The sequence below is a fragment of the Micromonospora sp. NBRC 107095 genome (genome assembly GCF_030269705.1).
Taxonomy (GTDB): Bacteria; Actinomycetota; Actinomycetes; order Mycobacteriales; family Micromonosporaceae; genus Micromonospora; species Micromonospora parva.
In genome coordinates this window covers 657630-675381 of record NZ_BSTU01000002.1, presented here as the reverse complement: position 1 = coordinate 675381, position 17752 = coordinate 657630, and the positions used below count along the sequence as shown (strand labels likewise).

19 protein-coding genes are annotated in these 17752 nt (G+C 70.7%); 12 read left to right on the top strand and 7 right to left on the bottom strand.

Features of this window, described 5'->3' with window-relative positions; genetic code table 11:
• The first annotated feature begins 26 nt into the window (after positions 1 to 26).
• The 4 genes from QSK15_RS15475 (at position 27) to QSK15_RS15460 (ending at position 4259) form a co-directional block, all read left to right on the top strand.
• A complete protein-coding gene (locus QSK15_RS15475) occupies positions 27 to 566 on the top strand; it encodes an RNA polymerase sigma factor (protein ID WP_285794891.1) in 540 nt (179 codons plus the stop codon).
• Positions 553 to 1761, top strand: coding sequence for a WD40/YVTN/BNR-like repeat-containing protein (locus QSK15_RS15470; RefSeq protein WP_285794890.1), 1209 nt, complete (start codon positions 553 to 555; stop codon positions 1759 to 1761). The genes QSK15_RS15475 and QSK15_RS15470 overlap by 14 nt, the downstream gene beginning before the upstream one ends.
• A gap of 80 nt (positions 1762 to 1841) precedes the next feature.
• Positions 1842 to 2204, top strand: a complete 363-nt coding sequence (locus tag QSK15_RS15465) for an SCP2 sterol-binding domain-containing protein (protein ID WP_285794889.1) — start codon at positions 1842 to 1844, stop codon at positions 2202 to 2204.
• 3 nt (positions 2205 to 2207) lie between these two features.
• A complete protein-coding gene (locus tag QSK15_RS15460) occupies positions 2208 to 4259 on the top strand; it encodes an amylo-alpha-1,6-glucosidase (protein WP_285794888.1) in 2052 nt (683 codons plus the stop codon).
• A gap of 8 nt (positions 4260 to 4267) precedes the next feature.
• Here QSK15_RS15460 and QSK15_RS15455 read toward each other — a convergent pair whose 3' ends face one another.
• A complete protein-coding gene (locus tag QSK15_RS15455; RefSeq protein WP_285794887.1) occupies positions 4268 to 5221 on the bottom strand; it encodes a helix-turn-helix domain-containing protein in 954 nt (317 codons plus the stop codon).
• A 93-nt stretch (positions 5222 to 5314) separates the two neighbouring features.
• Between QSK15_RS15455 and QSK15_RS15450 the strand changes: the two genes are divergently transcribed.
• Complete coding sequence (locus tag QSK15_RS15450; RefSeq protein WP_285794886.1) at positions 5315 to 6325, top strand: saccharopine dehydrogenase NADP-binding domain-containing protein; 1011 nt, start codon at positions 5315 to 5317, stop codon at positions 6323 to 6325.
• 87 nt (positions 6326 to 6412) lie between these two features.
• Here QSK15_RS15450 and QSK15_RS15445 read toward each other — a convergent pair whose 3' ends face one another.
• Positions 6413 to 6892, bottom strand: a complete 480-nt coding sequence (locus tag QSK15_RS15445) for a hypothetical protein (RefSeq protein ID WP_285794885.1) — start codon at positions 6890 to 6892, stop codon at positions 6413 to 6415.
• Between the two features lie 23 nt (positions 6893 to 6915).
• Entirely contained in the window at positions 6916 to 7551 is a 636-nt protein-coding gene (locus QSK15_RS15440) for a hypothetical protein (protein WP_285794884.1), read from the bottom strand.
• A gap of 218 nt (positions 7552 to 7769) precedes the next feature.
• Here QSK15_RS15440 and QSK15_RS15435 point away from each other — a divergent pair, with 218 nt between their 5' ends.
• Positions 7770 to 8861: a winged helix DNA-binding domain-containing protein gene (locus QSK15_RS15435; protein ID WP_285794883.1), complete on the top strand. Its 1092-nt coding sequence runs from the start codon at positions 7770 to 7772 to the stop codon at positions 8859 to 8861.
• Here the strand turns inward: QSK15_RS15435 and QSK15_RS15430 are convergent.
• Together QSK15_RS15430 and QSK15_RS15425 are read right to left on the bottom strand one after the other, a co-directional pair.
• Entirely contained in the window at positions 8858 to 9496 is a 639-nt protein-coding gene (locus QSK15_RS15430; RefSeq protein ID WP_285794882.1) for a TMEM175 family protein, read from the bottom strand. The two genes, QSK15_RS15435 and QSK15_RS15430, sit on opposite strands and share 4 nt — an antisense overlap.
• Positions 9497 to 9516: 20 nt before the next feature.
• Positions 9517 to 10284, bottom strand: a complete 768-nt coding sequence (locus tag QSK15_RS15425) for an MBL fold metallo-hydrolase (protein WP_285794881.1) — start codon at positions 10282 to 10284, stop codon at positions 9517 to 9519.
• A gap of 244 nt (positions 10285 to 10528) precedes the next feature.
• Between QSK15_RS15425 and QSK15_RS15420 the strand changes: the two genes are divergently transcribed.
• Both QSK15_RS15420 and rph read left to right on the top strand, forming a co-directional pair.
• Entirely contained in the window at positions 10529 to 11224 is a 696-nt protein-coding gene (locus QSK15_RS15420; RefSeq protein ID WP_285794880.1) for a DUF4396 domain-containing protein, read from the top strand.
• Positions 11225 to 11395: 171 nt separating this feature from the next.
• Complete coding sequence (rph, locus tag QSK15_RS15415; RefSeq protein WP_285794879.1) at positions 11396 to 14014, top strand: rifamycin-inactivating phosphotransferase; 2619 nt, start codon at positions 11396 to 11398, stop codon at positions 14012 to 14014.
• Between the two features lie 135 nt (positions 14015 to 14149).
• Here the strand turns inward: rph and QSK15_RS15410 are convergent, their stop codons facing one another.
• The gene (locus QSK15_RS15410; protein ID WP_285794878.1) at positions 14150 to 15067 is read right to left on the bottom strand and encodes an SDR family NAD(P)-dependent oxidoreductase; all 918 of its coding nucleotides are present in this window, start codon (positions 15065 to 15067) and stop codon (positions 14150 to 14152) included.
• 101 nt (positions 15068 to 15168) lie between these two features.
• Between QSK15_RS15410 and QSK15_RS15405 the strand changes: the two genes are divergently transcribed.
• From QSK15_RS15405 to QSK15_RS15390, 4 genes are all read left to right on the top strand, one after another.
• Positions 15169 to 15834, top strand: a complete 666-nt coding sequence (locus tag QSK15_RS15405) for a TetR/AcrR family transcriptional regulator (RefSeq protein ID WP_285794877.1) — start codon at positions 15169 to 15171, stop codon at positions 15832 to 15834.
• Positions 15835 to 16014: 180 nt separating this feature from the next.
• Entirely contained in the window at positions 16015 to 16392 is a 378-nt protein-coding gene (locus QSK15_RS15400; RefSeq protein WP_285794876.1) for a DUF2089 domain-containing protein, read from the top strand.
• Entirely contained in the window at positions 16392 to 16649 is a 258-nt protein-coding gene (locus tag QSK15_RS15395; protein ID WP_285795132.1) for a hypothetical protein, read from the top strand. The genes QSK15_RS15400 and QSK15_RS15395 overlap by 1 nt, the downstream gene beginning before the upstream one ends.
• Before the next feature lie 11 nt (positions 16650 to 16660).
• A complete protein-coding gene (locus QSK15_RS15390; protein WP_285794875.1) occupies positions 16661 to 17083 on the top strand; it encodes an SHOCT-like domain-containing protein in 423 nt (140 codons plus the stop codon).
• Positions 17084 to 17407: 324 nt separating this feature from the next.
• Here QSK15_RS15390 and QSK15_RS15385 read toward each other — a convergent pair whose 3' ends face one another.
• Entirely contained in the window at positions 17408 to 17740 is a 333-nt protein-coding gene (locus QSK15_RS15385) for a YciI family protein (protein WP_285794874.1), read from the bottom strand.
• Between the last annotated feature and the right edge of the window lie 12 nt (positions 17741 to 17752).

Below are 17752 nucleotides of genomic sequence, written 5' to 3'. Positions count from 1 at the left end.
GGGAGTGGTGGAGAAGGGGGGTGGCGGTGTCCGACGGCGATCTGATCTCCGAGCTGTACGCCGGCTGTTTCCGACGCCTGGTGGTCCAGCTGTACGCGGTGACCGGCGACCTGACCGAGGCGCAGGAGGCGGTCCAGGAGGCGTTCACCCGTGCGCTGGTGTCGCCGGGGCGGTTCGCCGGGCTGGACAACCCGGAGGCGTGGTTGCGTCGGGTCGCGGTCAACTGGGCCCGCAGCCGGTACCGCCGCCGTCGGGTGCTGGACGGGTTGCTGCGCCGGATCGGCCCGCCGCCGGCCGTCGCCGACCACTCCCCGGAGCACCTCGCCCTGCTCGCCGCGCTGCGCGTGCTGCCGGAGGGGCAGCGGCACGCGCTGGCCCTGCACTACCTCGTCGACCTGCCGGTGGACGAGGTCGCCACCACGCTGGGCGTGTCGGCCGGGACGGTGAAGTCTCGGCTGTCGCGGGGCCGGGTCGCCCTGGCGGCGCTGCTCGCCGACACCGACGACACCACCACCACGGGAGAAGCCGACGCTAGCCAAGCCGGGAGGATCGATGTCCAATCGTGAGTTCTCCGGATTCGACCTGGACACGATCACCGAGGCCGTGTCGCAGCCGCCTCTCGACGAGCTGCACGCCACGGCCCGGTCCCGTCGACGCCGGTCGGTCGGGGTGGTGGCGACCGCGCTGGTCGCACTGGTCGGGCTGGCGGTCGTACCGATGGTGGCCGGGCCGGAGCGGGCCACGCCGGTCGAACCGCCGCCACCGTCGGGTGGGTCGGTCGGCCAACTCACGCTGACCGGGCCGACCTCCGGGGTCGACGTGCGGCACGACGGCTGCGTGTTGCGCTTCGCGTACACCGGCGACGGCGGCCGCAGCTGGTCGGACTGGGACGCGGCGCGCTTCGAGGGCACGAGGTGCGCGGCCGGCACGGCGGCCGGGACACCTGGCAGTGGCACCGACTTCTCCGTCCTCGGCGAGCGGTCCTATCTGGTCACCGATTCGGGGGTGACCCACCTGTCCACCGACTACGGCCGCACCTGGCGCGACGGCAACTCCGCGATCGTCGCCGTGCAGGCGTTCCCGGTGACGGCTCGGCCGGTGCTCTGCGGGTTCGGCTGTGGGCCGGTGTCGGAGCCGCTGGCGGTGGATCCGTCGAGCGGAACGGTGTACCGGCTCACCGCTGCGGCACCGTCGTGGCGTCCGCTGTTCAGCCTCTACCCGGCGGCCGACGGCAGCATCTGGGCCACCTACCGGATGGGAGGCACCCAGGGCTCGACTGTCGCCCGCAGCGCCGACCGGGGCGCGACCTGGACCAGCTGGGAGGTGGGTGACGACGCCGGGGTGATCACGGCGGTGGGGCTGAACGACCGGGAAGGGTACGTGTTGACCGAACCGTCGGCCACCGGTGGCGGGGTGCGGCTGTTGCGGACCACGGACGGCGCGAAGACCTGGACGGACACGGGCGCCGAACTGTCGGATCAGATCCACTACGACCTCACGGTGGGGTCGGACGGGTCCCTGCTGGCGGTCACGCCCGCTGGGGGCACCGAAACCGACCGCCGCGCACGGCTGTTGGTCAGCCGGGACGACGGACGGCACTTCACCGTCGCCAGGGAGTACGGCCGACTCGTCAGTTCGGTCAGCGTCGCGCCCGGTTTCGCCTGGCTCTTCGGTAGCGACGACGGCTCGACGGGCGAGCCGGACCACGTCCTGGTCACCACGGACGGCAGCACCTGGACCCGCTTCTCGCTCGCTCCCTGAACCACTGGTGCCGCCCGGCGTTAGGTGTTACCCGAACCGGGTAGCCGGCATCGGCTGCTACCAGCGCCCGAGGAGGTGGGATGTCGGAGACCAGCGACTTCTTCGAGCGGTTGGCGGTCGCCGGCCAGGATCCGCGGTTCAGCAAGGTCTGTGGGAGTGTCCGGTTCGACATCCGCGACGGCGGCCGTCTGGAGCAGTGGCTGCTGGACATCGACCATGGTCGGATGCGGGTGATCAAGAGTGGTGGTCCGGCCACCACGGTGGTCAAGGTGTCGGCGCAGGTCGCGGACGCGATGGCGCGGGGCGAGGTGAACGGTCTGGCGGCGATCACCCGGGGCGAGATCATCGTCGACGGTGATCTCGCTCTGGCGTTGCGCATCGGGCGGCTGTTCCCGCGAACGTCCGGCCCGTCCGGACGCGACGGTCCCGACAGTGGGACGTGACCGATGAGGGACATCGCGGGCACCGTGGCGTGCATCGACGGGAACACCTTCATGGTGTCCGACGCCAGCGGGGACGTGGAGGCGTCTCCGAGCACCCCGGTCGGCCTGTTCGCCGCCGACACGCGCTTCCTGTCCCGCTGGAGACTCACCGTCGACGGTGAGTGCATGACGGCGCTGTCGGTGGACGACAGCCAGTACTTCGAGGTCACCTTCTTCGCGGTGCCGGGTCGGGCGGTGGACTACGTGGAGGCCGACGTGTCGGCCATTCGGCGCCGGCGCATCGGCCCGGACCTCACCGAATCGGTCACGATCTTCAACTACGGCGAGGAGGACATGACGCTCGACGTGCGCCTGGAGGTGGAAGCGGACTTCGCCGACATTTTCGAGATCAAGTTCGACATCGAGGAGAAGGCGGGCACCTCCTACACGAAGGTCGGTAAGAACGAGTTGCGCCTGGGCTACCGGCGGGGCACCTACCACCGTGAGGTTGTCGTGTCGGCGAGTGAGCCCGCGCAGTTCGACCCGGGCGGCCTTCGGTTCACGGTCCGGCTGCGCCCGGGGCAGCAGTGGTCGACCCGGTTGCAGGCCGTCATGCTGGCGCTGCGTCCGGACGGCGTCGACCTGCGCTCCGCCCTGCGGGTCCAACGGCCGGACGAATCCACCCTGCCCACGAGCATGCGGGACTGGATCGCGGCGGCCCCGACCCTGGACACCGACAGCGTCGGCCTCCAGCAGGTCTACCACCGCAGCCTGGTGGACCTGGCGGCGTTACGCTTCGCCCCGCTGTCGCTCGGCGGCGCGAGCGTGCCCGCGGCCGGGTTGCCCTGGTTCATGACCCTGTTCGGTCGTGACAGCCTGTTGACCTGCTTGCAGACCCTGCCCGTCACGCCGTCGCTGACCCCACCGACGTTGCGGATTCTCGCGTCGTTGCAGGGCGCCCGGACCGACGACGTGCTGGAGGAGGACCCGGGCCGGATCCTGCACGAGTTGCGCTACGGGGAGTCCGCCGCGTTCGAGGAGCAGCCGCACTCCCCCTACTACGGCACTGTGGACGCCTCACCGCTGTTCGTGGTGCTGCTCGACGAGTACGAGCGGTGGAGCGGCGACACCGCGCTGGTGCTGGAGTTGGAGCAGGATGCTCGGGCGGCGCTGACCTGGATCGACAGGTACGCGGACCTGACCTCCACCGGCTACGTCTGGTACCAGCGACGTAACCAGGTCACCGGCCTGGACAACCAGTGCTGGAAAGACTCGTGGGACAGCATCTCCTACGCCGACGGCCGGCTACCGGGCTTCCCGAGGGCCACCTGCGAAACCCAGGGGTACGCCTACGACGCCAAGATCCGGGGAGCGCGGCTGGCCCGTACCGTGTGGGGTGATCCGGCCTACGCCGAGCGGCTGGAGAGCGAGGCGGCGGCGCTGTACGAGCGGTTCAACCGGGACTTCTGGCTTGAGGACCGCGGCTTCTACGCCCTCGCGCTCGACCACGACGGCACCGCCGTGGACAGCCTGTCGTCCAACATCGGGCATCTGTTGTGGAGCGGCATCGTGCCACCGGAGCGGGCGCCCCGGGTGGTGGAGCACCTGATGGGTCCGGCGCTGTTCTCCGGTTGGGGTGTGCGGACGTTCGCCGACGGGCAGCGCCGCTACAACCCGCTCGGCTACCACAACGGTACGGTCTGGCCGTTCGACAACTCCTTCATCGCCTGGGGTCTGCGCCGGTACGGGTTCAGCAACGAGGCGGCCCGCATCGCCGAGGGCATCCTGTCCGCGGCCACCTACTTCGAGGGTCGGCTGCCCGAGGCGTTCGGCGGGTTCGACCGTGACACCACCAAGTTCCCGATCCGGTACCCGACCGCCGGCAGTCCGCAGGCGTGGTCCAGCGGGGCGACAATGCTGTTGCTCCGCACCATGCTCGGTATCAACCCGCACGAGGACCACCTGGCCGTGGACCCGGCGTTGCCCGCCACCTTCGGGCGGATCGCGCTGCTGGACATCCCGGGCCGTTGGGGCAGGCGCGACGCGTTCGCCCGGCAACGCCCCGACCAGAGCTAACGGAACGGTCAGCCGACGCCCGGCCCGGTGGCCCGGAAGGTGCGCCGGTACGCGTCCGGCGGTACGCCGACGGTGCGGTGGAAGTGTCGACGCAGCGTCGCGGCGGTGCCCATGCCGGCCGCCTCGGCGACGGCGTCGATGCTGTCGTCGGTCTGCTCCAACAACTCCTGGGCGCGACGGATCCGCTGCGTCGACAGCCACAGAAGTGGGGTGGTGCCGGTGGCCGACCGGAAGTGGCGGGCCAGGTTGCGGGAGCTCATGTTCGCCTGCCGGGCCAGGTCCTCGACGGTCAGCGGCCGGTCCAGGCGCGCCAGGACCCAGGGGAACAGGTTGGCCAGCGGGTGGTCGTCGCGGGCCGGCACCGGGGTGGTGACGTACTGGGCCTGACCACCGGCGCGGTGCGGTGGCACGACCAGGCGGCGGGCGACGGCGTTGGCGACGGTCGAGCCGTGGTCGCGGCGGATCAGGTGCAGGCACAGGTCGATCGCGGCGGCCTTGCCGGCGGAGGCGAGCACGGAGCCGTTGTCGACGTAGAGCACGTCCGGGTCGACCCGTACCCGGGGATAGCGGGCGGTCAGCGCCTCGGTGTGCGCCCAGTGCGTGGTGGCCCGCAGCCCGTCGAGCACCCCGGCGGCGGCCAGCACGAACGCGCCGGTGCACAGGGAGACCATCCGGGCACCGGCCCGGTGGGCCGCGCGGACGGCGTCGAGCAGGTCGGGGGGTACGTCCGCGTCGACGTCCTCGATCGACGGGACGATCACGGTGTCGGCTCGGGCCAGGCGGTCCAACCCGTCGTCGGGCGCCACCAGGAAGCGGCCGACCCGGACCGGGGCGGGGCCGCAGATCGTCACGTCGTACCAGGGGTCGGCCAGGCCGGAGGGGTCGTGGGCGAAGACTTCGCAGGCCAGGGCCAGCTCGAAGTGCAGCATCCCGTCGGTGGCGGCGATCGCGACAAGGGCCATGTCCGAAACTGTACGGGGGTTGGCGTTCCCGACACTGGTCGGCCGCCGACCACTGCGGGACGCTGGGTCCAGTCGATCTTCGAGGGGGCAGCGATGGGTTACCAGGTGGCGGTGTTCGGGGCGTACGGGCACACCGGGCGGTTCGTGATGGCGGAGCTGCGCGAGCACGGGTTCGGTGCGGTGCCGGTGGGCCGCGACGCGCGCCAGTTGGCGGCGTTCGGGCTCGGCTACCGGGTGGCGTCGGTCGACGATCCGGCCTCGCTCGACGTGGCGTTGACCGGTGTGGACGCGGTCATCAACTGCGCCGGCCCGTTCGCGTCGACCGCCGCCGGGGTGATCGAGGCCGCGTTGCGCGCCGGGATCCCGTACGTGGACGTGGCGGCTGAGATCGAGGCCAACCTCGACACGTTCACGCACTTCACCGAGCGCGCCCGGACGGCGGGTGTCGCGGTGGTCCCGGCGATGGCCTTCTTCGGCGGGCTCGGTGACCTGCTCGCGACGACGGCGATGGGCGACTGGACGTCGGCCGACGAGGCGCACGTCGCGTACGGACTGAGCAGCTGGCACCCGACGGCCGGGACGGTGGCCGCGGGCGTCGTCTCCCGCGAGCGCCGCGCCGGCCGCCGGGTCCGCTACACCGGGGGCCGGTTGGAGTACCACTCCGGCGGGGAGCTGCCGAGGGTGGACTGGGACTTCCCCGCGCCGCTGGGACGGCGCACCGTCCTCGGCGAGTTCACCATGGCCGACGTCGTCACCATTCCCCGTCACCTGGTCATTCCCGAGGTCCGGACCTACATGACCGTCGACGCCACCACCGACCTGGCTGCCGCGGCGGCGCCGGTCGCTGTCGACGGGCTGGGCCGGTCAGCGCAGACGTTCACTGTCGACGTCATCGTCCGTCGCGGCGACGCGACCCGCCGCGTGGTAGCCAGTGGCCGGGACATCTACGCCGTCAGCGCACCCCTGGCCGTGGAGGCGGCCCGGCGCATTCTCGATGGTCGGACGAGGACCATCGGCGTCGCTTCCGCCGGCGAGATGTTCGACGCTCCCGACTTCCTGCGCGCGCTGTCGCCGGCCATCCGCGTCGAGCCGGTCAGCGACTGAGGCCCGCCAGCGGCTGACCATCGTCTCCGTTGTCGACGGACGGCCCCCGCTCCGGCGTGGGGGCCGTCCGTCATCGCATGACGTCGGTCAGAGGATCACATTGACTCCGGCGGCCTTGCACGCGGTGCTGATGTCCTTGCCGGCCTTCTCGAAGGCCGGATTGTCGGCGGCACTCGCCGGGTCCGCCGCGGCGGCGGCCTTCGCGGCCTCGGCGCCGAACGCCCGCAGGGCGTCGGCCAGCTTGCCGTCGCCGGTGGCGGCGACCGCGCTCACCTCCTGCTCCAGCTCGGTCAGGATCTTCTTGAAGTCCGCCGCCGACGCGTCGCCGGTGGTGGCGACCTTCACCAACTCGGCCCGCATCTCGTCGTTGGCCTTCTTCACCGACTCGCAGACCTGCTTGTCGTTGGCGCCGCCCGCCGCGGCTGACGAGGCCGGCGTGGCTGCGGCGGAGGTGGCCGCCGAGGACGGAGCGGCGGACGTCGGGGCGGGGGTGGTGGATCCGGCGGTCGTCGCCTTGTCGGTGTCGCCGCAAGCGGCGAGCGCCGTCGAAACGGCAAGGATCAACATGGCTGAGGCAAGGCGGGAAGTTCTCACGGACGCGCACGATAGCCGATGCCCAGACGATGATCAATTTGCCCGGCGGCCCGCACGCTCCGGGTACGGCGGTAGTAGGACCAGCCCGCCACCGGCAACGCGAACGTCCAGGCCAGCAGCAGCGGGAGACCGATCAGGACGCCCGTCGGGGTGAAGATCTCCTCCCCGCCGGGTTCCGACAGATCAGCGGCGAACTGCCAGGGCAGCGTCGCCGAGTAGCCGATCATCAGGGCGGAGCCCAGCACCGTCGGGGTCAGCGGCACCCACGGCGGAACCCGACGTCCGCGCAGCCACGGCACCCAGCGGGGGAAGACCACACCCCAGTCCTTGATGAGTCCCAGTGCCAGTACCCCGCCGAGTCCGGCCAGGACGCACAGCAGACCCAGGTAGAACGCCCCGGCCGGCAGGCCCAGAAACCCCTCGACGGGGTGCTCCCCCACCCCGGGCCCGCGACCGTGGTACCACTCGCGGAACCGGTCGGGATCGGCGAACATCGGGATGCCCAGGATCCATGGCACGTGCAGCGGGATGAACCCCAGCACGGGGGCGATCCAGGCCACGTGGCCGGCCCGGCGGGCCCAGGTCGGTGGCGGCTGGGTGGTTGTGGTCGGCGCGGGTGGGTGTCGAGTCACAGCGTCGTCTCCCTGTCTCTTGCCGGGCGTTTGCCCTCCGGGATCACCGTGGCTGAGTGGCGCGACGAACGGATCGCCGCGCGGAGGGAGTTTCCTCCCCCGGTCCGGGGACGCTGTCTGTCCGGTGCCGACAGCACGTCCCGACGGTGCGCCCCGCTCCGGACGCCGGGCTGCGCGCCCGCACCCGTCGCACGTGCCGCCGCAACTACTGTGCAGACATGGTCGATCGGCACCAGGTGATGAACTTCCGGGTCCGGGCCCAACAGCTCGACCGGGATGAGGGCACGCTCGCCGACACCGCCGTCCTGGACATCGGGGTGCAGAACACCGGCCCGGACGGCGCCCGGTGGGGGTTGGCGGTGCGCGGGGTGGACGTGACCGCGCTGTCCGACCGGGACGTGGTCCTGCTGTGGACCGTGCGGGGCGCGCCGCACCTCTACCGCCGCGCCGACATCGCGCAGGTGGCGGCCGCGGTCGAGCCCTTCTCCGAGGCCGACGCGAGCAAGCGCGTCTACGACGCCGCGAAGCCGTTGAAGGCCGCCGGCATCGACACTCTCGCGGCCCTGGACGAGATCGCCGCCCGGATGCGGGCCATCGTCAGCGCACCGACGGTGAAGGGGGACGTCTCCAGCCGCCTGGCCTCGGCGCTACCCGAGCCGTATCTGCGGTTCTGCCGGCCGTGCGACGCCACGCACCTCTACGAGATGCCGTTCCGGCTCGCCGCCGTGCGGGCCGGACTGGAGTTGCGGCTCGACACCTCACCACCGGTCCTGCACCGGATCACCAGGTTCCGCAAGGCAGCCGCCGCGGGTGACCGGTTCAACCTCATCCGCGCGTACCTGCGTCTGCTCGGCCCGGCCACCCCGAAACAGGTGGCCGACTATCTCGACGCCCCGCTGAAGGACGTGAAGGCACGCTGGCCCGACGACGTGATCGAGGTGACCGTCGGCGGCGAGGTGCGCTGCCTGCTGGCCGCGGACGAGGAGGCGCTGGAGTCGGCCGACGGCACCGGGACCCGTCTGCTCGGCCCGTACGACCTGTTCCTGCAGGCCAAGGATCGGGCGACGCTGGTGCCGGACAGCGCCCACGCCAAGCAGTTGTGGCCGGTGCTGGGTCGCCCGGGCGCGGTCCTGGTCGACGGCGAACTGGTCGGCACCTGGCGGCCCCGCAAGTCCGGCAGGACGTTCACGGTCGCCGTCCAGCCGTGGCGCCGGCTGTCGGACGCCACCCGTAAGGCCGTCACCGGGCAGGCCGAACGCCTGGCCGCGTACCGCGCCGTCTCCCTCAGCGGGGTCGAGTTCGGCAGCTAAGGCGCGCGGTCGTCCTCGCCGTACTCGCCTCGGATGGGCAGGTAGTAGGCGGGCAGGAAACCGGCGATGATGACGACGCCGGCGATCGGCACGAACGCGCCGACGAGGATGCCGGATCCGATCCAGACCAGCGCGAGGAGGAATCGGCGGCCGATGGCCCGCGCGCCGCAGGGGCCGAGGCCGGGGTCCAGCAGTCCGGAGCGGCGCAGGTGGGCCCAAATGACGTTGAACAGGGCCGCCGCCGTCCACAGTGTGCCGCCGTAGACGACGACCGCCGCGCGCAGCCCCTGCTCTGCCCGCAGCGCGTCGGCCAGCAGAGAGGTGGAGAACGGCAGGAACGCGATGACCATCAGGAGCAACGTGTTGAGGAACAGGACGCCACGGTCGACGTGCCGGACCCGGTCGAACATCACGTGGTGGTTGACCCACACCTGACCGATGAGCAGGAAGCTCAGCGTGTACGCCAGGTACGACGGCCACAGCGCCCTGAGCCCCTGGACGAGGTGCCCGAAGTCGTGCGGCGGTTGGATCTCCAACACCAGAAGTGTCACGGCGATCGCGAAGACGCCGTCGCTGAAGCTCAGTAACCGGCCCGAACCGCGGGTAAGCCGTGGAATTTCCCTTTTGGGGGGCACGGCGCAAATTATGCTATAGGTCAGCTTTTTTCGTCGGCGGAGCTGGCCGTCCTACGCAGATAGGCCTCGGCCAACTGGCGCAGGCGTGTCCCGTCGAAGCTGTCCCCGTGGCCCGGATGGACAACGGCCACGTCGAGGTCGACGAGGAACTGCATGCTGCGCCGGTACGCGGCCACATCGGAGTTCGGCAGATCGTCGATCAGGGCACCCTCGTAGACGATGTCGCCGGAGTACAGGGTGCCGGTGCGCTCCTCCAGCAGGGCGATGCTTCCCGGTGTGTGGCCGGGGAGGTGCAGCACGGTCAGCATCCGCCCGCCGAGGTCGATCCGGTCGCCGTCATTCAGCAGGCGGTGCACGGTCATGGGTTCGATGTGGTAGGTGGCCGGGTCGTAGCCCGGATCGGGCAGGGCATCGATCATCAGCTCCGGGACAGCCTCTCCCGCCGGGTCGATGCCGAGTTTGTCGAAGAGTTCCGCGCCGTACAGGCTCGCCGGCACCCCTTCGGCCAGGATCCCCGCCTCGGCGGGGTGGGCGGCCCGGTCACCGAACTCGGCCGCCGCGCCGACGTGATCGAGGTGGGCGTGGGTGAGCACGACCAACGGATCACGCGCGAACAGGCCCGGAATCGCCTCCCGCAGCGCGACGACACCGAGCCCGGCGTCGATCACGATGTCCCGGTCGGTGCCGCGCAACCACCAGAAGTTCGCCGACAGCAGCTCGTGCACGTGGGGTTCCGAGATCCGGGTGACGGTGCTGTCCACGTCCGTCCGGGTGTGCCAGTCGACCATGGCGGCCAGTCTGCCAGCGCGACGACGACACTCCGACCCTCCCCTTTCGACCTGACCGGGTCCCGGGGAGACCGGCCCGCTGGCCCGACCTGTGGTGGCCCGGCGGGAAACACCCGATCTTCCGGCTCGTACGGGTGCGGCGTGACAGACTGCGAGGTGCCCTCGGCGGCCGACGCCGGCCAGCGAATCCCCCTTCACGTTCGGTTCCGGGAGGCCCTGGGAACGGAGTGCGGAGGGGGCGCGGATGCAACCGACGTGGCTCGTGGCGCTCTCGTGGGCGTCCCTCACGGTCGGCGGGGTCAGCTTCGCGATCGTCCTCGCCGACACCTACCTGCGCGGGCACCGTCAGCCGGTCAGGGTCATGGAGATCGTCTGGCTGGTGACCGTCCTCTATGTCGGCCCGGCCGCCGTGCGCCTCTACTGGAACTGGGGCAGGCCCGAGGCGTTCGCTCCGCGTCGGCGGGGGGATCAACCGCGACGGCCCCGCCGGGGCATCGTCGTCACCCATGTGTCCCGCTGCGGCGCCCACTGCGCTCTCGGCTTCGTCGTCGCCGAGGTCGCCCTGTTCGCGGTGAGATTCGACCCGGCGGAGGACCCGCTCTGGGTCGGCTACGTCGGCGACTATGTGGCGGCCGTGACGATTGCGGTGCTCTTCCGGTATTTCGCCGGGCCGGGGCGCGGCATCGGGAAGGTCGGGAACGCGCTGTCGCGCGTGGGCAGGATCGAGCTGCTGACCATCACCGTGTTCGAGGCGGCGTTGTTCGCGTGGCTGACGGTCGCGCATCACATGGTCTTTCCGGAGCCACCAGCACGACCCGACACCCCGACCTTCTGGTTCCTCGGTCAGCTCGGGCTGATAGCCGGCTTCGTCGCGGCCTGGCCCACCGCCTCCTGGCAGATCGGTCGACGGCTGCGCATCGAGCCGCGCCTCGACGAGTGAGCGCCACGACCGGCCGCCCCAAAAAAACAAGCGGCAAGGAGATCGCACTCCCTGCCACTTCTAACGTATATCGCACCTGGGGGCTTGCCGCAAGACCCCGGTTGTAGCGCAGAATCGGCGGCCGGACCAGCACAAACGAGGTGACGGGGGCGCGACGTGGGTGTGTTGTCGATGGACGAGGGCCGCGGCGACCGGGTATCGCTGGTGGATCTTCGGGAGGTGGACGAGACGCAGGTGTCGGTCGTCGGCGGCAAGGCGGCGCACCTGGGCGCGCTGGCCCAGGTCGACGGCATCCGGGTGCCCGCCGGGTTCTGCGTGACGACGGCCGCCTTCCGGCAGGTCATGGCGCAGGTGCCGGCGATCGACGACCGGCTCGAAGAACTGTCACGGCTGAGCCCGGACGACGCGGAGGCGATTCGCACGCTCAGCGCGGCCATCCGAGGCAGCATCGAGGAGACCGCGATCCCGGGCGACCTGGCCGCCTCGATCAGGGACGCGCTCACCCGGTTCGGCGAGCAGGCCGCCTACGCCGTGCGCTCCAGCGCCACGGCGGAGGACACACCGACGGCGTCCTTCGCCGGGCAGCAGGACACGTACCTGAACGTGGTGGGGTCGGCGGCGATCCTGCGGCACGTCAGCCGGTGCTGGGCGTCGCTGTTCACCGAGCGGGCCGTCGTCTACCGCCTGCGCAACGGCGTCGACCACCGCACGGTCCAGATGGCTGTCGTCGTACAGAAGATGGTCTTTCCGGACGCGGCGGGCATCCTGTTCACGGCGGACCCGGTGACGGGCAACCGGAAGGTCGCGACGGTCGACGCCAGCTTCGGCCTCGGCGAGGCCCTGGTGTCCGGACTGGTGAACCCGGACGTCTTCCGGGTGCGCGACGGGGAGGTGGTGGCCGGGTCGGTCGCCGTCAAACAGCGTGCCGTCGCTGCCGTGCCCGGCGGCGGAACGCGGGAAGTGGCGATCGAGGCGCAGCGGCGGGACCAGCCGGCGCTGACGCCGGCGCAGGTCCTACGGCTGGTGCAGCTCGGGCGACGGATCGAGGCGCACTTCGGCCGTCCGCAGGACATCGAGTGGTGCCTGGTCGGCGACGACTTCCAGATCGTGCAGAGCCGGCCGATCACCACACTGTTCCCCGTTCCCGCGGTCGACGACCAGGAGAACCACGTCTACCTCTCGGTCGGTCACCAGCAGATGATGACCGACGCCATGCGGCCCCTGGGACTGTCCGTGTGGCAGTTGACGGCCATCGCCCAGATGCGGGAGGCCGGCGGAAGGTTGTTCGTCGACGCCACCGGGCTGCTGGCCTCGCCGGCGAGCCGCGCCGGTTTCCTGGAGATGGTCGGGAAGTCCGATCCGCTGACGAAGGACGCGTTGCAGACCCTCCTCGACCGGCCGGGTTTCATTCCGACGACGCGGCCGACCGGCGACGGTGCCGGTCCGGCCAGGCTGACGGGCGACAGCGCGTCGACCGAGACCGATCCGGCGATCGTGCCCGAGCTGATCGCGCGCAGCGAGGCGTCCATCGCCGCCCTGCGGCGCGACATCGCGACGGTGACCGGTGCGGCGCTGTTCGACTTCCTGCTGGAGGCCTTCCAGGAACACAAGCGGGTCCTCGCCGATCCGCTGAACATGCGGGCGATCATGGCGGGCATGGAGGCCACCTGGTGGCTCAACGACCGGCTGCACGAATGGCTGGGCGAGAAGAACGCGGCGGACACCCTCACGCTCTCCGCCCCCGGCAACATCACCTCGGAGATGGGGTTGGCGTTGCTGGACGTCGCCGACGTGATCCGTGCGCACCCGGAGGTGGTGGCGTTCCTGCAGGACGTCGCGGACGACGACTTCCTCGACGAGTTGCCGAAGGTCGCCGGCGGGGCCGAGGCCCGCGCCGCCATCGAGGCGTACCTCGACCGGTACGGGATGCGCTGCGTCGGCGAGATCGACATCACCCGGCCGCGGTGGAGCGAACGCCCGAACACGCTCATGCCGGTGCTCCTCGACAACGTCAAGCTCTTCGAGCCGGGTGCCGCCCGGCGGCGCTTCGAGGAGGGCCGGCAGCAGGCGCAGCACAAGGCGCAGGAGGTGGTCACGCGCCTGCGGGCGCTGCCGGACGGGGAGCAGAAGGCCGCCGAGACCGAACGGATGATCGACCGGGTGCGGACCTTCACCGGCTACCGGGAGTACCCGAAGTACGACATCATCACCCGCTACTTCATCTACAAGCAGGCCCTGCTGGCGGAGGCCGAGCGGCTGGTGCGGGCCGGCGTCCTCACCGCTGTCGAAGACGCCTTCTACCTCACGTTCGAGGAGTTCCACGAGGTCGTCCGGTCGCGGCGGGTGGACGACGACCTGATCCGGCGGCGGCGGGACGCGTTCCGGTCGTACCAGGCGCTCACCCCGCCCCGGGTACTCACCTCGGACGGCGAGATGATCACCGGATCGTACCGGCGCGACGACGTGCCGACCGGCGCGCTGGTCGGTGTGCCGGTGTCCGCCGGAACGGTCGACGGGCGCGCCCGCGTCATCCTGGACATGGCGCAGGCTGATCTCGAAGCGGGTGACATCCTCGTCACGACCCACACCGACCCCAGCTGGACGCCCCTGTTCGTCGGCATCGCCGGCCTGGTGACGGAGGTCGGCGGGTTGATGACGCACGGCGCGGTGATCGCACGGGAGTATGGCCTGCCGGCGGTCGTCAGCGTGCTCGACGCGACCCGACTGATCAAGGATGGGCAGCGGATCCGCGTGCACGGCAGTGACGGGTACGTCGAGATCCTGTCCTGACCGACGGCACCCCGGCGCGGCACTGGTCCGCGCCGGGGTGCCGGCCGGCTGGGTGGTCGGCAACAAGACCGGGGCCGGTGGGTACGTCGCCCAGGCCACGACTGTGGTCGTCGCCCGGTTGCGGGCCTGAGGCGGTCAGGCCGCGCCGACGGTTGCCTGGCCGAGCGGGAACCGCACGCCGGTGAGGTCTTCCGAGACGGCCCAGAGTCGCTGCTGCACGGCCAGGTCGTAGGACGCGGGGCTGGAGGTGACCAGCCTCGGGGTGCCGCGCACCTCGCCGAGACCGTCGGGGCCGTAGTACTGCCCGCCGAGGACGGACGGGTCGGTGGCGGCCCGCAGTGTGGGCAGCGCGCCCGCCGTCGCGGGCTGGGTGATCACCGGGGCGAGCAGGGTGATCGGTCGGCGGATGACCGCCGGGGCGTTGCGGACCAGTTCGGTGTTGGAGACGCCGGGGTGTGCGGCCACCGCGACGGTGGTGCCGTGCGCGGCCAGCCGGCGCTGTAACTCGTAGGTGAACATCAGGTTGGCGAGCTTCGACTGGCCGTAGGCGGCGACGCGGCTGTAGGAACGCTGCCACTGCAGGTCGTCGAATCCGATGGCGGCGCGGATGCGGTGGCCGACGCTGCTGACCGTGACCACCCGGGAGCCGGGCACCGGCAGCAGCAGGTCGAGCAGCAGGCCGGTGAGGGCGAAGTGGCCCAGGTGGTTGGTGCCGAACTGCAGTTCGAAGCCGTCTCTGGTGGTCTGCTTCGGGGTGTACATCACCCCGGCGTTGTTGATCAGCAGGTCGATCCGCTGGTGGGTGGCGTGCAGGCCGGCCGCGGCGGCCCGCACCGATTCCAGCGAGGTCAGGTCCAGTTCCCGTACGGCGACGTCGCCGTTGATCCGGGCGGCGGCCCGTTCGCCCTTCGCGGTGTCGCGGACGGCCAGCACGACGGACGCGCCGCGTTCGGCGAGCAGCCGGGCGGTCTCGAAGCCCAGCCCGGTGTTGGCGCCGGTGACCACTGCCACCCGGCCGTCCTGGCGCGGAATCTGCTGCTCGGTCCAGTTCATCTCAGGCTCCTAATGTACCGCCGGTAAGTTATGCCTGAAACGCTAAGGTACCGCCGGTACGCTGTCAAGGGACCGCCGGTACCTAAGTTAGGGTTGGTGTCATGACGTTCCAGCGGGCGCGCAGCGCGGAGCAGCGTGAGGTCCGGCGCCGGGCGATCCTGGAGACGACCTCGGCGATGCTCGACGAGATGCCGGTGGCCGAGGTGACCCTCAACGAGCTGAGCCGACGGGTCGGCCTGGCCAAGACGGCAGTGCTGCGCTATTTCGAGTCCCGCGAGGCGGTGCTGCTCGACCTGATGGACGACCGGACCGCGACCTGGCTGGCCGAGCTGGAGCAGGAGTTGGCCGACGGCGTCGACAGCAGCCGGTCCACGCCGGAACGGGCCGAGCAGATGGCCGACGTGCTCAGCCGGTCACTCGCCGCCCAGACGGTGCTCTGTGATCTCTTCGGCGCGCAGGGCGGGGTGCTGGAGCACAACGTCTCCGTCGAGGTGGTCCGCCGGCACAAGCGGGCCTCGCTGGGCAACCTCGCGGTGATGGCCGACCTCGTCCGGCGGCACCTGCCCGAGGTCGGCGACCGCGCCGAGCTGTTCTGCCTGCACGCCCTGATCATGGGTGGCGCGCTGGCCGCCTACGCCGCGCCGCCGCCGAGCCTGCTCGCCGTCTACGAGTCCGAGCCGGCGCTGGCGGTCCACCACGTCGACCTGCGGACCGCCCTGCGGCTCGCGATCATCACGTCGCTCGTGGGCATGCTGCCGCGCCACTGAGCGCCCACCCCGCCCGGCGAGAGATCAACTCGGGTTCCACGAAACCGGGGTGTCCGCCGGGCCGGAACACCGCGGTCTTCATGAAGGCGAGTGGATCACGCCCGACACCGAGAGACGCGACTCAAGGAAATCAAGGCACAACTCTTGGAAGTTGAAGATTCTTAAGATACAAATTCAGATATGACAGAACAGGCGATGGACTGGCAGGAACTGACCAGCCTGACGCGCGGGCAGTCGGTTGTCGTCGAGCGGGTGCGTCTGGCGAGCAACGGTGTCGCGATCGAGGGTGAGTTCGAGCTGCCGCAACTGGCTCAGCTCACCGTCGAGGATCAGGTCTTCGTCACGGCGTTCGTGCGCTGCCACGGTTCGATCAAGGAGATGGAACGCGTCTTCGGGGTGAGCTACCCGACGATCAAGTCACGCCTCAACCGGATCACGCAGATGCTCGACTTCGTCGAGACCGACCCGGCGCCGACGCGGGCCGACATCATCGACCGGTTGCGCCGCGGTGACATCACCGCACAGCAGGCGTTGGCCGAGCTGGACGGCCGGACATGATGCCGCAGTTGGTGACCGTCAAGGTCAACCGCCCGGACCGCCGGCCGCTGCGTTTCTGGGTTCCGGTGCTCCCCGTGGCGCTCCTGCTCTTCCCCCTCGTGGTCCTGGTCGTGCTCGCGGCGATCGTGGCCTGCCTGGTGTTCCGCATCGGTGTGGTGCGGGCACTCGGCGCCGGCTGGCGCGTCATCTCCGCGCTGCCCGGCGCCCGCTTCGACATCGAGCAGGGCCGCCTGGCCGTGCTCGTGGCTATCCGATAGGAGAGGTTCGCATGACCGAACAACGCAAGGACATCCTCGACATGCTGGCCGCCGGCAAGATCACTGCGGAGGAGGCGGAGCAGCTCATCGCCGCCCTCGAACGGGACCAGGCGCCGGCGGTGACAGGTCACGACGCCCGACCGAAGGGCAAGGTGAAGTACCTGCGGGTGGTGGTGGACGCCACCGACAACGGCGAGCCGTCACGGGTCAACGTGCGGGTGCCGCTGCAACTGCTGCGGGCCGGCGTACGGCTGGCGGCGCTGGTCCCACCGCAGGCCCTGGTCAAGGCCAACGCCTCACTCAGCGACTCGGGCGTGCCGATCGACCTGACGCAGCTCAAGCCGGAGCAGTTAGAGGCGCTCGTGGAGCACCTCGACGACGTGACCGTGGAGGTGGACTCCCCCGATGCCACGGTCCGGGTCTTCTGCGAATAGGCGCCGTCCGATGGGACGGCCCCTCGGAAGGGTGCGGGAACACCCTCCCGAGATCTGCGTCCGTCGCAGCAGAGCACAGGTGAACTGCCAACCTGAAGTCTAGCCACGCACCGGCATCAGCGCAGGGACCACTCGGACGGGTGGTCCCTGCGTCGCTGGGGTTCCTCGAACCCCAGCACCCGGCGTACGCGCCGCGTCCGGCGGACGCGCTGGAGGTCGCCTGAGGTTTCTACTCACCGCGCGCGTCGTTCGCCTGCCGGGCGGCGAGCCCGTGCTCGGCTGAGCCGACACCGGGCGCAGGCAGTGGGCACGAGAAGACGCGGATCAGCCGGGCGGGGGCGGGCACTCCAGGACCGCGATCGAGTTCCCGGTGAACAGCCGCAGGTGCGGGTGCCCGGAGAAGATCTGGACCGCCTCGTCGTGCGAGCCCGCTTCGACAATGGTGTAGCCGGTCAGCGCGTCGGTGAAGTCCTCGACACCCTGCGCGGTGAGCAGCTTCTTCGCGTTGAGCGGGGCGCCGGGGTCGACGATGGCCTTCTCGTTGGCCTGCGCCCACGACGCCCAGGCGTTGATGAACTCGGTCTGTTGCTGTTCGGTGAGGTCGGCCTTGCCGACCTCGTCAGCCGCGCCGTTGAAGAGTGCGAGGAACCTGCCCATCCGCGCATCGTA

Excerpts from the sequence above, each read along its gene's own strand:
- QSK15_RS15390 (WP_285794875.1), top strand. The coding sequence starts at position 16,661 with ATGACCGAACAACGCAAGGACATCCTCGACATGCTGGCCGCCGGCAAG.
- QSK15_RS15455 (WP_285794887.1), bottom strand. The coding sequence starts at position 5,221 with ATGGCCCTTGTCGCGATCGCCGCCACCGACGGGATGCTGCACTTCGAG.
- QSK15_RS15460 (WP_285794888.1), top strand. The coding sequence starts at position 2,208 with ATGAGGGACATCGCGGGCACCGTGGCGTGCATCGACGGGAACACCTTC.
- QSK15_RS15465 (WP_285794889.1), top strand. The coding sequence starts at position 1,842 with ATGTCGGAGACCAGCGACTTCTTCGAGCGGTTGGCGGTCGCCGGCCAG.
- QSK15_RS15400 (WP_285794876.1), top strand. The coding sequence starts at position 16,015 with ATGACAGAACAGGCGATGGACTGGCAGGAACTGACCAGCCTGACGCGC.
- QSK15_RS15385 (WP_285794874.1), bottom strand. The coding sequence starts at position 17,740 with ATGGGCAGGTTCCTCGCACTCTTCAACGGCGCGGCTGACGAGGTCGGC.
- QSK15_RS15420 (WP_285794880.1), top strand. The coding sequence starts at position 10,529 with ATGCAACCGACGTGGCTCGTGGCGCTCTCGTGGGCGTCCCTCACGGTC.
- QSK15_RS15450 (WP_285794886.1), top strand. The coding sequence starts at position 5,315 with ATGGGTTACCAGGTGGCGGTGTTCGGGGCGTACGGGCACACCGGGCGG.
- QSK15_RS15410 (WP_285794878.1), bottom strand. The coding sequence starts at position 15,067 with ATGAACTGGACCGAGCAGCAGATTCCGCGCCAGGACGGCCGGGTGGCA.
- QSK15_RS15425 (WP_285794881.1), bottom strand. The coding sequence starts at position 10,284 with ATGGTCGACTGGCACACCCGGACGGACGTGGACAGCACCGTCACCCGG.
- QSK15_RS15435 (WP_285794883.1), top strand. The coding sequence starts at position 7,770 with ATGGTCGATCGGCACCAGGTGATGAACTTCCGGGTCCGGGCCCAACAG.
- QSK15_RS15445 (WP_285794885.1), bottom strand. The coding sequence starts at position 6,892 with ATGTTGATCCTTGCCGTTTCGACGGCGCTCGCCGCTTGCGGCGACACC.
- QSK15_RS15405 (WP_285794877.1), top strand. The coding sequence starts at position 15,169 with ATGACGTTCCAGCGGGCGCGCAGCGCGGAGCAGCGTGAGGTCCGGCGC.
- rph (WP_285794879.1), top strand. The coding sequence starts at position 11,396 with ATGGACGAGGGCCGCGGCGACCGGGTATCGCTGGTGGATCTTCGGGAG.
- QSK15_RS15395 (WP_285795132.1), top strand. The coding sequence starts at position 16,392 with ATGCCGCAGTTGGTGACCGTCAAGGTCAACCGCCCGGACCGCCGGCCG.
- QSK15_RS15470 (WP_285794890.1), top strand. The coding sequence starts at position 553 with ATGTCCAATCGTGAGTTCTCCGGATTCGACCTGGACACGATCACCGAG.